Origin of the sequence: Streptomyces luteoverticillatus (assembly GCF_003970715.1) — a bacterium.
GTDB classification, from domain to species: Bacteria; Actinomycetota; Actinomycetes; order Streptomycetales; family Streptomycetaceae; genus Streptomyces; species Streptomyces abikoensis.
On record NZ_CP034587.1, the window covers coordinates 6983335 to 6997432 of the forward strand.

Sequence of the window (14098 nt, forward strand, 5' to 3'; positions counted from 1 at the left end):
TGTTCCGCTTTCGTGAGTCGGGGCAGCAAGTCCCGTACGACCGCACGTACGTCGGCCGACTGGACGACGGACAGTCCTCAGCGTGCCGGTTTGTGAGCCACCGGGCAAATGAAGAGAGCGCATCTCGCGAACGCGGCTCCGTCCCTGCTGGAACCGCCTGCTCCGCGCGGGGTCAGGTCCGCCCGTGGGTTCCCGGCGGCCGGGGCGCCCGGGCCGTCGGTGCCCCAAGGGCGGAATCTAGTCACTTGTGGTGAGATTCTTGAGCTGGTCCAGCGTTTCCCGCATCACTTGCGTCATCTCGCGTTCCTCTGCTTCCGCGACCCAGCGTTTGAAGCCGATCTTGAAGACGGCGATTCCCGCTTCGGCGGTAAGGCTCGCGGCCGGCTCCGTGACGCCGCGCCGACGCAGGGCCTCGGCGACCGCGGCCGACAGCGTGGCGAGCTTGACCAGCTCCCGCTCGTGGAGTTCCGCGTTCGCCAAGATCACGGCTTGTCGCTTCCGCGCGTACTCCCGGCGGCCGACGAACATCTCGCAGACCGCGTCGAGCCCCGCCGCCAGCGCGTCGACCGGTGGCGCGGACGGCGGCGCGTCGGTGACCGCCGCCACGAGCAGTTCTCTCATCGCGGGAGCGCCGGCGAACAGCACTTCGCGCTTGTCGGCGTAGTGCCGGAAGAAGGTCCGCTCCGTCAGGCCGGCCCGTTTGGCGATCTCCATCACGGTGGTCTGCTCGAAGCCGTGCTCGTTGTAGAGCTCCAGCGCGGCATTGGCCAGGCGCCCGCGCGCGTTCGGCTCCCATCTCCCCATGTCTGGAATTCTACGTGATGACAGTGAATGACATCAGGTGTAGCTTCGATGGCAGTAACTGGCATCAACTGGTCTCAGAGGTGCGGGAGTTCCTCTCAGGCGTCCCCGTGACGGGACCTACGCGCGCGATCGTCAGGAGCTCGTGCCCCCTCGATCGACCGGAAAGGACCTCCAGTCATGAAGTTGGCCATGCGCACCGGACTGGCCGTGGCAGCAGCGGCCGCGACCCTCGCCACTGCCTCACCGACCGCCGGCGCGACCGGCGAGCGGGGCGACCAGGCCGTCGCCGTGCAATGCAGGGTGCGCTCCGTCGTGACGGATACCAGCACTCTGGCGAACCCGACCAGGATCAAGGCCGCCGCGTACAATCAGGCCCGAAGCATCCTCGCCAAGGCCGGCAGCGACACCGCCGCGAAGTCGCACCCCGTACACGGCACGGGCGACGTGCCGGTCGGCTATGGCACCAACCTGCTCGCCTGCTCGCGTGACGAGTTCCGGGCAAAGGACAAGAACGCCCCGATCAAGAGGTCGGGTATGACGCCCTATCACTACGTGGCCATTCACGACGCGGCACGGACCATGGGCATCGACCGCTGGTGACGTGACTGGCAGCGCACCAGCCACGGCCACGGCCGGACTGGTGGGCGCAGGGCCCGACGACCGGCAAGTCCCCGCATGGGGCACCGTCCTATCGGATGCCGGGGAAGGTGTGCAGGACACGGTTCAGGAGGAAGTCGAGGAAGAGCTCGGGCCGCTTGTAGGCGGCGAAGCGACCGGCGTCCTCGATCAGGGCGAACTCCTTGACCGGGGCCCGGACGTCGCTGACGCAGTCCCGGAGCGGCCCACCGAAACCCTCGTGTCAGAGGAGACTCCGGTGGGCCGTTTGGGGTGACGTCAGCTACCGGCCCGCGATGGAGAATGCGGGTCCGCCGACCTTTTGCCACACCGTCCCGTTACCGGTCCACCGGAACACCGCGTCGCTGTTGGGCGACAGGCCGTACAGCGCGTCTCCGGCGACGGCGAAGTCACGGCCCGCGCCACCGACCTTGCTCCAGTTGTTGGGTCCGTTCATCTTGTACAGGTCGCCGTTGGTGGGGTTGGCGGCGAACAGGCCGACTCCACCGCCGTAGAGGGTTCCGGCAGCGCCGCCGACTTTGTTCCACGCGGTGCCGTTACCGGTCCACTGGAAGACGGCGCTCTTGTCGGGGCTGAGTCCGAACAGGCTGTCTCCGGTGACGGTGAACTGTGCCCCGGCGCCACCGATTTTGCTCCAGTTGTTGGGCCCGTTGAACTTGTAGAGGTCCCCATTGTTCGGGTTCGTGGCGAACAGGCCGGCGCCACCGCCGTAGAGGGTTCCGGCGGCCCCACCGACTTTGTTCCAGGTGGTGCCGTTGCCGGTCCACTGGAAGACGGCGCTGCCGTCGGGTGAGAGCCCGAATAGGCCGTTGCCGGTGACGGCGAACATCTTGCCGGGTCCACCGACCTTGCTCCAGTTGTTCGGCCCGTTCATCTTGAACAGGTCCCCGTTGTCGGGGTTGGTGGCGAATACACCGGCGCCGCCCGCGTACAGCCTGCCCGCCGGCCCACCGACCTTGATCCAGCTGCTGCCGTTGCCGGTCCACTGGAAGACGCCGGAACGGTCCGGGGACTGGGCGAACAGGCTACTGCCGGTCGACACACCACAGTTGCCGCTGGTCTCGAAGTGCTGGTTGTACTCCCACGTGACGGGCACGAGGTGCCCGTCAATGGTGGCCTGCACGACGGAGCCGTTCAGTTTCTGCTCGTAGTGCAAGTGTGCCCCGGTGGTCCAGCTACCGGTGTTGCCGACGGCGCCGATCTGTCGGCCCTGCTCCACGTCGTCGCCGACGGCGACGTCGCGCCGGTCCAGGTGCAGGTACCGGGTCTGCCAGCCGCCGCCGTGGTCGATCACGATGAAGTTGCCGGCTTGGCTGTCGAACTGCGAGGTGACGACGCGCCCGCCTGCCGAGGCCAGGGCGGGTGTGCCCTGGGTGGCTCCGCCGACGGAGACCATGTCGACCATGTACTGGCTGGCGTGTCCATCGTGCGTGGACGTCGTCCACCGTTGCCCGCAGGGAATGGGGAGCTGGAACGAGGGGGTGGTGGCGACCTCGGTGTTCGCCGCCGGGACTGTCGCGGTGGTTGCGCCCGCCGCCGGGGCGGCGGGCAGGAGGGCTGTGGCCGGTGCGAGCAGCAGTGCTGCCGCCGCCAGGAAGCCGGTCCATCTGATCCTCATGCATCTCCTTGGGACGGGGGTGCGATAGGGGAGGGGGAGGTGTGTCTGGCGATCGCTATTCGGTGACGATGCTCGCGGCGGGTCCGCCGACCTTGGTCCATTGGAAGGTCGCCGACCCGGACCACTGGAAGATGCCGCTCTTGTCGGGGCTCAACCCGTAGAGCCGGTCACCAGTGACCACGAAGGTCTTCCCGGGACCACCGACCTTGGACCAGTTGTCCGGTACGCCGCTGAACTTGTAGAGGTCGCCGTTGCCGGGGTTGGTGGCGAACAACCCTGCGCCACCGCCGTAGAGAGTTCCGGCCGGTCCGCCGACCTTGGTCCAGGTCGTGCCCGACCCGGTCCATTTGAAGACCGCACCACCGTTGGGCGACAGGCCGTACAGTGCCTCGTTGGTGACCGCGAAGGTCTTTCCGGGGCCGCCGACCTTGGTCCAGTTGTCCGGGGTGCCGTTGTACTTGAAGACGTCGCCGGTGGTCGGGCTGGTGGCGAACAGGCCGGCGCCGCCTGCGTACAGTGTGGCGGCCGGTCCGCCGATCCTCGTCCAGGTGGTCCCTGATCCGGTCCACCGGAAGACGGCTTTTTTGTCCGGGCTGAGCCCGTACAGTGCGCCGCCCGTGACGACGAACTGTGCCCCTGGTCCGCCGATCTTGGTCCAGTTGTCCGGGGTGCCGTTGTACCTGAAGATATCGCCGGTGGTCGGGTTGGTGGCGAACAGGCCGCCGTCGCCGCCGATCAGTGTGCCTGCCGGTCCGCCGATCCTCGTCCAGGAGTCTCCGGACGTCCGCTGGTGGACGGCGCTCTTGTCGGGGCTCAGCGCGTACAGATGACGCGGGGTGTAGGGAGACGCCCGCCAGGTGAGCGGTGCCAGGTCCACTCCGCCCGTGCCCCAGCCGGCGCTGCTGAGCCATTGACTCCCGTCGCGGTCGGTGACGACTTCGGCGGCGTGGGACGGCAGGCGGCCCACCTGGCCGGTGGCCGTGAAGTGCAGCGGATCGGAACTGGCGTACACCTCGGCCCCGACGTAGTCGGCCGGTGCGGAGCCGCCGGTGAACAGGTACCAGAGGCCGTTGTGCTGTGTCACGTACGGGGATTCGGTCCAGCCGTCGCCGGAGGCGGTGAACGCGGTCTTGCGGGGGCTCCAGGTGATCAGGTCCTGACTCGTCCGGTACGCGACGATGTTGCGTCCCCCGGTGGCCGTCTCGGTGGCGGTGTAGTACATGACCCACTGGGATCCGACCCGGGCGACCATCGGATCGCGTGCTTCGAGCCCGTCACGGAACAGTGGCCCTCCGGGCCGCCGTTCCCAGTGGACCAGGTCGGTGGAGGTGGCCAGGTTGATCTGGCTCCTGGTCGGGTCGCCGATGGTCTGCCCGCCCGCGTAGAACATGTAGTACTGACGTTTTCGCTGTGGTGTCGGGCCGTGACGGTTGATGATCCCTGCGGTACGCCGGTTGCATGCGATACGCGCAAGGGGGCGGGCTGACCGCCGGCCAGCAGGCGTTGAGAGAGCGGGTCCGGATGGAAGCAGGCGAGCGGTTTGCCCAGGGAGTGAAGACCGCGGTGATCGCCAGGGACCTGCGCGTGAGTGAACGCTCGGTGGAACGCTGGCGCCGTGCCTGGCGTGAGAGCGGGATGCGGGGCCTGGAGGCCACAGGCCTGGTAAATCGGTCGAAGCTGAGCGCCCGGCAGTTCGCCGTGCTCGAAGAGCTGCTGGCCCAGGGGCCGGCGGCGCATGGCTGGAAGGACCAGCGGTGGACACTGGCGCGGGTCAAGACGGTGATCGGCAGGCATTTTCACCTGACCGTGTCGGTGGCGGGCGTGTGGCGTCTGCTGCACCGCAACGGCTGGTCCTGGCAATGCCCGGCCCGCCGTGCCATGGAGCGTGACGAGCATGCGGTGCGGTTGTGGAAGAAGGACGTGTGGCCACGCGTGGAAACACCGCGGCGGCGCTCGGGGCCTGGGTCTGCTTCGAGGATGAGGCCGGTTTCTCGATGACGCCGCCACGCGCCCGCACCTGGGGCCGGCGCGGGCACACCCCGGTGGTGCGGGTCAGAGGCCGTTCCTTCCGGCGCATCTCGGTCGCGGCCATGGTCTGCTACCGGCCCGGCGAACGCTCCCGGCTGATCTACCGGCCCCGCGTCTACAACAAACGCAAACATGAACGGACGAGCTTCGCCTGGACCGACTACCGGGACCTGATCACCTGCGCTCACCAGCAGCTGGGAGGCCCGATCATCCTTGTCTGGGACAATTTGAACACCCATCGGGCAGCCGGGATACGGCAATACGTCGACGCCCATGACTGGCTGACCATCGTCCACCTGCCCACCTATGCACCCGATCTCAACCCCGTCGAGGGCATCTGGTCCCTGCTACGGCGCGGCCCCCTGGCCAACACCGCCTTCACCGACGCCGACCACCTCACCCACACCCTCCGCCACGGCTTGCGGCAGATCCAATACCGGCCCGACCTGATCGACGGCTGCCTCACCGAAACCGGCCTCACGATCACCCGACACAACCCGACACCCACACGAAAACCTCAGTAGGTGGAGCCGGAGCGGATGACGTGCGGTGCCCACAGGTGCGACTCTCCGTAGGAGGGGTCGACTGTCAAGGCCATGGGTTGCTTGGTCCACGGCCCGCGCAGGCTGGGTGCCGTGGCGTGCGCGAAGGAGTCCTCGTTCTCCGGGTCGGCCGGTTCGGCGTGGGTGATGCCGAACAGGTGCCAGGTCCCGGTGGTCTCGTCACGGATGAAGGTGTGGTCGTTGATGTACCAGGGCTGTGATTCCCCGGTGCCAGGGTTGTAGACCTGCACGAAGTCTCCGGTGGTCACCGAGTCGGCGGTCACCGAGTCGGTGTTGGCGGAGGCGGTGTTGGCGGATGCGGGGGAGGGGGGTCGGTCAGGTGCCGGGGCGGCGACGGCGGGGAATACCCCGAGTGAGACCGCGAGTGACACCGTGACGAAGGCAGCAGCCAGGGTGATGCGTGAGAACACGTGGCTCCAGAGGAAAGAGCGGACGGGCCCGGCCCAGGCGGCCAGGGCCCGTCCGCTGGTGACGTCGCCGGCTACCGGCCCGCGATGAAGGAGGCGGGACCGCCGACCTTGTTCCACGCGGTGCCGTTGCCGCTCCACTTGAAGACAGCGTCGCTATTGGGCGACAGGCCGTACAACGCGTCTCCGGCGACGGCGAACTGGTGCCCTGCACCGCCGACCTTGCTCCAGTTGTTGGGCCCGTTCATCTTGAACAGGTCGCCGTTGGTGGGGTTGGTGGCGAACAGGCCCGCACCGCCTGCGTACAGCGTCCCAGCCGGACCGCCGACTTTGTTCCAGGTGGTGCCGTTGCCGGTCCATTGGAAGACGGCGGTGCCGTCGGGTGAGAGTCCGAACAGGCCGTTGCCGGTGACGGCGAACATCTTGCCGGGTCCGCCGACCTTGCTCCAGTTGTTCGGCCCGTTGAACTTGTAGAGGTCCCCGTTGGTGGGGTTGGTGGCGAACAAGCCTGCTCCACCTGCGTACAGTGTTCCGGCCGCTCCGCCGACTTTGTTCCAGGTGGTGCCGTTGCCTGTCCATTGGAAGACGGCGGTGCCGTCGGGTGAGAGCCCGAAGAGGCCGTTGCCGGTGACGGCGAACATCTTGCCGGGTCCGCCGACCTTGCTCCAGTTGTTGGGCCCGTTCATCTTGAACAGATCCCCGTTGGCGGGGTTGGTCGCGAACAGACCCGCACCGCCCGCGTACAGCGTTCCGGCCGGCCCGCCGACTTTGTTCCACGCGGTGCCGTTGCCGGACCACTGGAACACACCGGAACGGTCCGGGGACTGGGCGAACAGGCTGCTGCCAGTGGACACGCCACAGTTCGTGCTGGTCATGGTGATCGGGTTGTCGGGGTCCATGACCAGCGGCCCCCGCCCCTGAAGGACGGGGTTGACGATGTGCTGGTTGTCGGCGTCCTGGTCGCTGTCGGGGTTGTAGAGCTGCTCGTAGTGCAGGTGCGGCTTGCCTTCCGATCCGACGTCCCCCATGTAGCCGACCACGTCACCGCGTTTGACCCACGTGCCGGCCTTCGCGACGCCGGTCATGTGCATGTACGTGGTGAACCACCCGCCGCCGTGCCGGATCTCCAGCCCGCCCGGCGAGAAGTTCTCGTGCACGTAGCCGTCGGCCGAGGCCAGGACGGGGCTTCCCTCCCGCATGCCCTGCCGGTACATGTCGATCTTTTTGTCGTCCGGGTTGTGACCCCGGTAGGTCTTCAGCTCGATCACGCTGTCGCAGGGGAAGGGAAGCTGGAAGTCCGGCCGGTCGGCCACCCCCTTCGCTTGAGGAGCCTGGGCGGGGGCCGGGGCGGAGGCCGAGGCGGGCGTGGGCGTGAGCGGCGCGAGCAGCAGCGCCGCCGCCGCTGCCAGGAGGCCGACCCGTGTGAATCTCATGCATCTCCTTGGAATGAGATGGATTTAAGAGGCCGTGACGAACCGGCCGAAAAGTGAATGAAGGCCCGGCTTGAATCGCAGAATGGCGTCAGTCGTGTGGTGATTTCCGGCGTCTGCGTTCGGGGGCGCGGGGCCATCCCATATCGCCGTCCTGGTGTCGACCTGCACTCTGGCAGCGCGGACTGAAATTTCAGTGAAGTCGGGGTCCGGCCAGCCGGCCCCGGCATTGATGAGGCGTGACCACTGCGGTCAACAGCGCGGCCATCTCTGATTGGAAGCGGCTACAGTATTCTGCCCGCGTGGACGGTACGGATGAGGTGAGGAGTCTTCCCGACTGGCGGGTGCTCGTCGTCGGGGGCGCGTCGGGGATGGGGAAGACCGGTGTCGGGCGGGCATTGGCGCGGCGGTACGGCGTCCCTGTCGTGGAGGTCGACGACATCGTGGAGGCCCTCCTTGCGGTGACACTGCCCGAGCACCTGCCGGAGGTCCACTTCTGGCGCACTCACCCGGAGGCCGCCCGCCAGACGCCCGAATCGGTGGTTGAGCGGCAGATCGCGATCGCCGAAGCGCTGGCGCCGGCGATCGAGGCGGTGGTGGCCAACCATGTGGGCACCGACACCCCGGTGATCCTGGAAGGGGACTACGTCCTGCCCGGACCGGCGACGCCCAAAGGTCCGGTCCGTGCCGTCTTCCTCCACGAGGACGACGAGGGGCAGGTGACGGCCAACTACCTGCGCCGGGAGCCGGAGGCCGGACCACAGCGCCATCGCGCACGCGTCAGCGTGCTGTACGGCCGGTGGCTCGCCGCACAGGCGCGGGCGGTCGACGTGCCGGTCGTCGCTCCACGTCCGTGGGAGGACCTGGCCAGCCGTGTCGCCGAGACGGTGGAGGATGCCTCTACTAAAACCGTGGCGTCAACCCGAACCACCGCTACCCAGAGCCTTCCGAGGAGCCCGGCGGCTTGATTGATCCCGGTTCTGCCCACGTCGTAGCGGGTGACGGGGTGCCGGTTCTTGGAGCCGGGTCGGCCGTCCTGGTCCTGGCCGGGTGGGTTTGGGTGCACGGGCCGGACTGCCCAGGCGGGGGGCGGATGTTCCTGAACCCGCGCCGGACGCGGGTCGGGGTGAGCGCAGTGCCGGGACGGGTGGTCTTCTCCCAGGGCTTGAGCTGGTCGGCTGCGAGCGGCAGCGCGAGGCGGAGCTGCGTATAGGCTGCGATGACGAGCCAAGTCCACCGGTCCGCTGCCCGCGGGTCGCGCAGCCTGGGGCGGGTCCAGCCCAGGGACTACTTGAACAGGCGAAATGTGTGTTCAAGATCGAATCTGCGCAGGTAGCACGACCAGACGAAGTCGACGTCGTCCAGGGCGGTGCCAGTGGCCGAGGACCATAACCAGACAGGTGGCGCGTCCCGGTCGCCGGGAAGGTGGTCGACCTTGAGGCGGATCAATGTGCCTTCGACCAGGGGGAGTTCGCTGTCCAGGCCGATCCAGGCCGAGTGGTGGGTGAGCCGGGGGCGGACCCGGTTCCACGCGCGGGCCTCGGCCTTGCCGTAGCGGGGCGTGTCGTTGAAGGTCACCACCGCTGGCTCCGGCCAGGTCTCCGGCTTCGCCAGGCGGAACTCCGGTCCGTGTTTCGCCGGCCGACCGCCCCTCGGGTCATAGACGCGAGGCGGCTTCGGTAGCCGCAGCACGCGATCCCAACGAAAGCGCCCGACCAGCTCGATGGGCAGGTCGCGCAGCACCTAGGCGAGGCGCATCACGTCATAACCCGCGTCCATCACGACCAGGATGTCCCGGTCGTCACGCTGCCACTGACCAGCCGCGATAAGCCGCTCGGCCACAGCCCGCAGCTGGTCGGCGGTCACGGCCGCGGCGTCGTCGGCGGGCCCCAGCCGGACCGCGTCCAGGACCTGCGTCCACGAGGTGCGGTCCGGGGTGAGCGCGGCGACGAACGAGTACGGCCAGCCCGGCACCAAGTGGTCCGATGAGCGGCCGTTGCGGCCGTGGACCAGGCAGAACAGCCGATCCGGCGAGCAGGAAGCGTCCGAGCACAACAGCGCGTCGGCCAGTTCGAAGAACGCGTCCGCCCGCCTGGACAGGCACCCGTGGAAGGCCGTCCGAAAGCGTGACAGCTCCGCAAACACATCCCGTCCGCCAGCCGGCATCAGCGGACTCATCCCAACGACTCTCCCAGTGCACTCCTGCATCTCGTCGCCGAGTTCAGGATCACGGGGAAACCTCCCCCATACCCTGCGATCACGCCAAAGAGTGACCACATGGCCGGGCTCGACGGTAAGGAACAGGGTCAGAGGGCCAGTTGAGCAGCACCAGTTCGGTGGTGAGTCCCGGGCCGAGGGCGAGCAGCAGGCCGTGCGATCCGGGGGCGGGCGGGCCGCCGGCATCGGCCAAGGTCCGGTGCAGCACATCCAGTACAGAGGCGGACGAGATGTTGCCGCACTGGGCCAGCGAGGTCCGGCTGTGGGCGAGCGCACCGGGCGGCGGGCAGAGGGAACGGTCCAGGGCCTCGAGGACCTTCGGGCCGCCGGGGTGGCAGATCCAGGAGGTGATGTCCGCCGTGGTCAGCCGGTGTTGCGCCAGAAAGCCGTGCACCTCGCCGGGCAGGTGCTTCTCGGCGGCGTCCGGGACGTCCGGGGCCAGGAATACTGCGAACCCGTCGGTCCCCAGATGCATGCCCATCAGGTGTTCGGTGCCCGGGTGCAGGCAGCTGCGGGCCGCGATCAGCTCCGGACCGAGAGCCCGCCGCGCCCGGTGGGCGCCGAGAACCACGACGGCCGCCCCGGCATCGCCGAACAGGCCGGTGGCCACCAGATTTTCCACCGAAGTGTCGGCGCACTGGAAATTCAGCGAGCACAGCTCGACGGAGACCAGGACGGCCACCTGGTCCGGATGGCCGCGCAGATAGTCATGCACCCGCGCCAGTCCGGCGGCGCCCCCCGCACAGCCGAGGCCGAACAGTGGCATCCGGACCACATGCCGATCCAGGCCCACCTGATGGACGAGGCCGGCGTCGAAGGACGCGACCGAGGCCCCGGTGGTGGTGGTCGTGACGATGGCCCCGACCTCGTCGGGTGAGATCTCCGCCGCCTGAAGGGCGCGGGTCAGGGCCTGCTGGCCGACTTGACGGGCCATTGCCGCCCATGTCCGGTTGTACTCGGTGAAGTCACGGGGCTTACGGTATTCGGCCAACGGCAGGGAGAGGTTGCGGTAGTCGATGCCGGAACGGGCCGCGAGTCCGGTGAACTTCCGGCGCGCGGCGGCGTCGGCGCCGAGGAACGCCTCGGCGAACACGGCTGCGATCTCCTGCTGCCGGTGCCGGTGTGGAGGTGCGGCCATCGCCACGGAGGCCACCCTGGGTGCTGCCGGACGCGCGTCACTCATCGGTAACTCCTTTTGCGCGTGGGTCCCGTGATGGTTCACGGTGACGCCGCCGCAATGCCCCGGGTAGGGCTCGCGGTGAGGCGCAAGGCGCACACCGGGGTGTGGGGACGCCATGATGCTCCTGCCCGTCCAGGAAGGCGGTGCGATCCGAGATGTCAGTGGGTAGCCAAGTGGCGCTGTCCACACCGTGTTCGGGCTACGAAAGGACTCATCGTGATCGGCAAGTGCGGCGCAGGAGTCACCTTGTCCTCCCTCGTCCTGCTCGCGGGCACCGTCGCCGGGGTACCCGCGGCGCAGGCGCACGACCATGCCGCCATGGATTGCACGGGCCAGGAGAACATCACCTACGGGCCGGGGCTCGGCCTGTCCTCCGCCGGATCCGCCAAGGTCACCGTCGATGGGACGTACCACTGCACGGACGCCTCAGGCCACGGCATCACGGCCGTGTACCACACCGAAGGGGAGACCGGAGGAAGCTGCCTGCTCCTCTCCTGGAACCGGTCCAAGGAGATCCTGCACTACGCGGACGGTGCCACTACGGTCATCGCCTACCAGGCCGGGCCCTCTGTCCGCGTGGCGGGTATCAACACCGCCCTGCTCAAGGGAACAGTCGTCGGCGGCCGCGGCAAAGGGGCGGCTGCCGAGAAGATCATTCAGACAGTGCCGGGCAGCCTTCCGACCGACTGCGTAATCGGTGAGGGCATCCGACACACCACGGCACTGACCCGGCTGAGCATCCACCCATAGGGACGCGCCCCACGTCACCAGCGGACAGGTGCTGTTCGGCCTGAGCTTGTTCCTTAACCTCCTCATCGCACAGCGTGATGGGGAGGTTAAGGAACAAGCTCGGCTTTTCGTTTAACCTTGCTCTGTTGGAGGTGGGGATGGGACAGGCAGTGTTGGAGTCCATCACGTACTCGGCGGTGTGCCAGGACTGCGGTGCCCGGCTGGAGTGCTGCGGCGTCCAGGCCCTGGTGGACGGCTCTCTGCGGTGGGACGTGGAGGTCACCTGCTCGGTTTGCGGGTTCGCGATGGCTGTGTGCGACGACGTACTGCCATCTGACCTCCGCGATCAGTTGCTCTCCGAGCACGGAGCGGCATGGTTGCGGGTAACTTCCCCGTGGGGGAAGAGCATCGCGATCATACGGGTGCTGCGGGCTGAACTCGGCCTTGACCTGACCGAGGCCATGACTGCACTGGACCGTGTGCTGGCCGAGGAGTTCTCGGGAACCCTTCCCGAGATGGAATTCCTCGCCCGCAAGCTGCGGTCGGTCGGAGTCTCCGCGGTAGCCGCTCGGCCATAGTGCCCTGCCCCGGTCTGGACCGGTCTCCTTCGCTCGTCACGTAACCGCTGGCCCGAACGGCGTCTCGAACGGTGTCACTCACCTGGGCATTCACCGGACATGCGGACGACCCTCCCATGAGCATGTGTTCCGTCACAGAACCGCACTTATACGAAGGCCGCACCTCGTGGTGCCAGCTGCTGGCCGCGGTTCATCTCGGCCCCGACGATGATGTCGCCGAGGTCACCGCCCGGCAGGTTCGCCGCGTCGTGAACGACTTGACCAGCCAAGGCCAGTGGGAGGACGGCGACCCGGACATCCTGGTCGTCTTCGACGCCGGCTCGACGTCCCGCGTATGGCCTACCTCCTTACCGGCCTGCCCGTCGAGGTGCTGGGACGGATGCGTGCGGACCGTGTCATGCGACGGCCGACACCCTCACTCAAGGAGTATGCTCTGCCCCTACCCCCAGGGCGGGCGACCGCCGAAGCACGGCAAGTAGTTCCGCTTCGCCAAGCCCGATGCCTGAGGTGGGCCCGACACGGAGACGGTGCAGGTCACCGACCGCTACGGAACCGCGACCGCGATGGCTTGGGATCGCATCCACCACCGCCTCACCACCCGCAGCGCGTGGATCGACCACGACGGTGACTTCCCCATCATCGAGGGCACCCTCATCCGCCTCCAGGGGGGCATCTGCCCGGCGGAGGTGACCCGCTGCCCGTCTGGCTGTGGTCCTCCAAGACCGGCATGACCAGCGAGGACGTCGACCTGCGGTGGCAAGTGTTATTGAGGCGCTTCGATCTTGAACATACTTTCCGTTCTGTGAAGCAGACGCTCGGCTGGACCCGCCCCAGGCTCTGTAGTCCCGAGGCCGTGGACCGTTGGACGTGGCTCGTGATCGCGGCGCATACCCAGCTCCGGCTCCCCCGCGCGGCCGCGGCGGCCTACTTTCGTCACGTCACGTGCAATCGTGTGGCCGGGCCGTCGAGCGTGGATTCTCCGCGGCTGTCGATTGCCCTCACCGTTGGGGTGATGAATCGGCAAATCGGCTTCGGTTGATGCCGATCTCGGCCAAGTGCCTGATCACGGTCTCCCGGATGATTGGCGTTCCGGACTGGGCCAGTTCGAAGGCGATCCTGACAGCAGACCATTTGTGTGTCCGGCGCAGCTCTTCCATGAGCACAAGGAGCTCGGACGGTGTCGCGGTCGGCTGGTGGCGCGGCGTAGAAGAGCGGTCCCCCAGCCCGAGTTCGCCGTGACGCCGGTATCGATTGGCCCACTTCGGTGCGCACGCCCCCGGGAAATCCCCATCCCGGCTGCGGCGTGGGCGATGGGTCTCGTGCGTCAACGATCGATGAGGCGGCATCGCCCTTCCATGGTGAGGGGGCGTGTTCTTGTGTGTCACGCAGTGGAGCCGGGTGCTGAGGCTCGTGGTGTGCGGTCCTGTTCGGCGATGGCCTCGGCGACCTCTTGGATCGCGCCCCGGATCAGGTCACCGTAGGGATCCTGAGAAAGGCTGGGGGCGTGTGTTTTGGCCGCGTTGATGTGCTGGGTGGCGGCTTCGAAGGAACCCAGCCGGCGGTAGTTGTCGGCCAGGTTGAGGTGGAGGGAAGGGTAGAAGCCGGCGATGTGGAGGCTGGCGTGGTGCTCCTGGACACGCTGCTCGGTCACGGCGTCGGCGGCGTCCAGGGCGCGGATGTCCCAGGCGAGGGCCTGGGCGGGATCTTCGTAGAGATCCGCCAGGTAGTGAGCGAGGGAGCAGCGGTGGAGCGGGTCGCCGGTGACGCCGATCGCCGACCACAGGCTCAGGAGCTTCTGGCGGCGGAAGCACCGTCACCGGTTCGGCTTTCCGTGACGGCTTGGCCGATGGCTTCCATGGTCGGGTCGGAGCTGGCAGGTGCGGTGGTCATGGATGTTCCTCGTCGGCG

At 67.8% G+C, this 14098-nt stretch carries 11 protein-coding genes and 4 pseudogenes; 6 read left to right on the plus strand and 9 right to left on the minus strand.

Annotated elements, in window-relative coordinates:
- Positions 1–237: 237 nt before the first annotated feature.
- Positions 238–804 carry a TetR/AcrR family transcriptional regulator gene (locus tag EKH77_RS31100; protein ID WP_126917525.1) on the minus strand — a complete coding sequence of 189 codons (567 nt, stop codon included), beginning with the start codon at positions 802–804 and terminating at the stop codon, positions 238–240.
- A 177-nt stretch (positions 805–981) separates the two neighbouring features.
- Between EKH77_RS31100 and EKH77_RS33475 the strand changes: the two genes are divergently transcribed.
- Entirely contained in the window at positions 982–1404 is a 423-nt protein-coding gene (locus tag EKH77_RS33475) for a hypothetical protein (protein ID WP_206279968.1), read from the plus strand.
- 298 nt (positions 1405–1702) lie between these two features.
- Here EKH77_RS33475 and EKH77_RS31110 read toward each other — a convergent pair whose 3' ends face one another.
- Together EKH77_RS31110 and EKH77_RS33480 are read right to left on the minus strand one after the other, a co-directional pair.
- The gene (locus tag EKH77_RS31110) at positions 1703–3058 is read right to left on the minus strand and encodes a peptidoglycan DD-metalloendopeptidase family protein (RefSeq protein WP_126917526.1); all 1356 of its coding nucleotides are present in this window, start codon (positions 3056–3058) and stop codon (positions 1703–1705) included.
- 55 nt (positions 3059–3113) lie between these two features.
- On the minus strand, positions 3114–4448 hold the full coding sequence (locus EKH77_RS33480) for a tectonin domain-containing protein (protein WP_126917527.1): 1335 nt from the start codon (positions 4446–4448) through the stop codon (positions 3114–3116).
- A gap of 68 nt (positions 4449–4516) precedes the next feature.
- On the opposite strand from EKH77_RS33480, the gene EKH77_RS34910 reads away from it, so the two are divergent.
- Positions 4517–5610, plus strand: a protein-coding gene (locus EKH77_RS34910) for an IS630 family transposase (protein ID WP_430981019.1) whose coding sequence is annotated in 2 segments (ribosomal slippage) — positions 4517–4978 and positions 4981–5610 — 1092 coding nt in all. Because the reading frame shifts where the segments join, the coding sequence is not laid out codon by codon here.
- Here EKH77_RS34910 and EKH77_RS33235 read toward each other — a convergent pair.
- Positions 5604–6059, minus strand: coding sequence for an arabinan endo-1,5-alpha-L-arabinosidase (locus EKH77_RS33235; RefSeq protein WP_164737921.1), 456 nt, complete (start codon positions 6057–6059; stop codon positions 5604–5606). The two genes, EKH77_RS34910 and EKH77_RS33235, sit on opposite strands and share 7 nt — an antisense overlap.
- 71 nt (positions 6060–6130) lie before the next feature.
- Positions 6131–7489 carry a peptidoglycan DD-metalloendopeptidase family protein gene (locus EKH77_RS31135; protein ID WP_126917530.1) on the minus strand — a complete coding sequence of 453 codons (1359 nt, stop codon included), beginning with the start codon at positions 7487–7489 and terminating at the stop codon, positions 6131–6133.
- A gap of 299 nt (positions 7490–7788) precedes the next feature.
- On the opposite strand from EKH77_RS31135, the gene EKH77_RS34490 reads away from it, so the two are divergent.
- The gene (locus EKH77_RS34490; RefSeq protein WP_276319250.1) at positions 7789–8454 is read left to right on the plus strand and encodes a hypothetical protein; all 666 of its coding nucleotides are present in this window, start codon (positions 7789–7791) and stop codon (positions 8452–8454) included.
- Positions 8455–8462: 8 nt separating this feature from the next.
- On the opposite strand, the pseudogene EKH77_RS31145 reads toward EKH77_RS34490, so the two are convergent.
- Positions 8463–9664: pseudogene (locus tag EKH77_RS31145) on the minus strand (transposase); the annotation flags it as partial.
- 79 nt (positions 9665–9743) lie between these two features.
- Positions 9744–10886: a type III polyketide synthase gene (locus EKH77_RS31150; protein WP_126917531.1), complete on the minus strand. Its 1143-nt coding sequence runs from the start codon at positions 10884–10886 to the stop codon at positions 9744–9746.
- 243 nt (positions 10887–11129) lie between these two features.
- Between EKH77_RS31150 and EKH77_RS31155 the strand changes: the two genes are divergently transcribed.
- The 3 genes and pseudogenes from EKH77_RS31155 to EKH77_RS33485 form a co-directional block, all read left to right on the plus strand.
- On the plus strand, positions 11130–11633 hold the full coding sequence (locus tag EKH77_RS31155; RefSeq protein WP_126917532.1) for a hypothetical protein: 504 nt from the start codon (positions 11130–11132) through the stop codon (positions 11631–11633).
- 77 nt (positions 11634–11710) lie between these two features.
- Complete coding sequence (locus EKH77_RS31160; RefSeq protein WP_240667818.1) at positions 11711–12190, plus strand: hypothetical protein; 480 nt, start codon at positions 11711–11713, stop codon at positions 12188–12190.
- 146 nt (positions 12191–12336) lie between these two features.
- A pseudogene (locus EKH77_RS33485) lies at positions 12337–13112 on the plus strand (transposase); the annotation flags it as partial.
- Here EKH77_RS33485 and EKH77_RS31175 read toward each other — a convergent pair.
- Positions 13110–13547: pseudogene (locus EKH77_RS31175) on the minus strand (helix-turn-helix domain-containing protein); the annotation flags it as partial. The pseudogenes EKH77_RS33485 and EKH77_RS31175 overlap by 3 nt on opposite strands.
- A 24-nt stretch (positions 13548–13571) precedes the next feature.
- Positions 13572–14080, minus strand: a pseudogene (locus EKH77_RS31180) (hypothetical protein).
- Positions 14081–14098: the final 18 nt, after the last annotated feature.

What these genes read in the sequence shown, in the direction of transcription:
- EKH77_RS31100 (WP_126917525.1), bottom strand. Translation starts at nt 804, where the DNA reads ATGGGGAGATGGGAGCCGAACGCGCGCGGGCGCCTGGCCAATGCCGCG.
- EKH77_RS33475 (WP_206279968.1), top strand. Translation starts at nt 982, where the DNA reads ATGAAGTTGGCCATGCGCACCGGACTGGCCGTGGCAGCAGCGGCCGCG.
- EKH77_RS31110 (WP_126917526.1), bottom strand. Translation starts at nt 3,058, where the DNA reads ATGAGGATCAGATGGACCGGCTTCCTGGCGGCGGCAGCACTGCTGCTC.
- EKH77_RS33480 (WP_126917527.1), bottom strand. Translation starts at nt 4,448, where the DNA reads ATGTTCTACGCGGGCGGGCAGACCATCGGCGACCCGACCAGGAGCCAG.
- EKH77_RS31135 (WP_126917530.1), bottom strand. Translation starts at nt 7,489, where the DNA reads ATGAGATTCACACGGGTCGGCCTCCTGGCAGCGGCGGCGGCGCTGCTG.
- EKH77_RS31150 (WP_126917531.1), bottom strand. Translation starts at nt 10,886, where the DNA reads ATGAGTGACGCGCGTCCGGCAGCACCCAGGGTGGCCTCCGTGGCGATG.
- EKH77_RS31160 (WP_240667818.1), top strand. Translation starts at nt 11,711, where the DNA reads ATGGGGAGGTTAAGGAACAAGCTCGGCTTTTCGTTTAACCTTGCTCTG.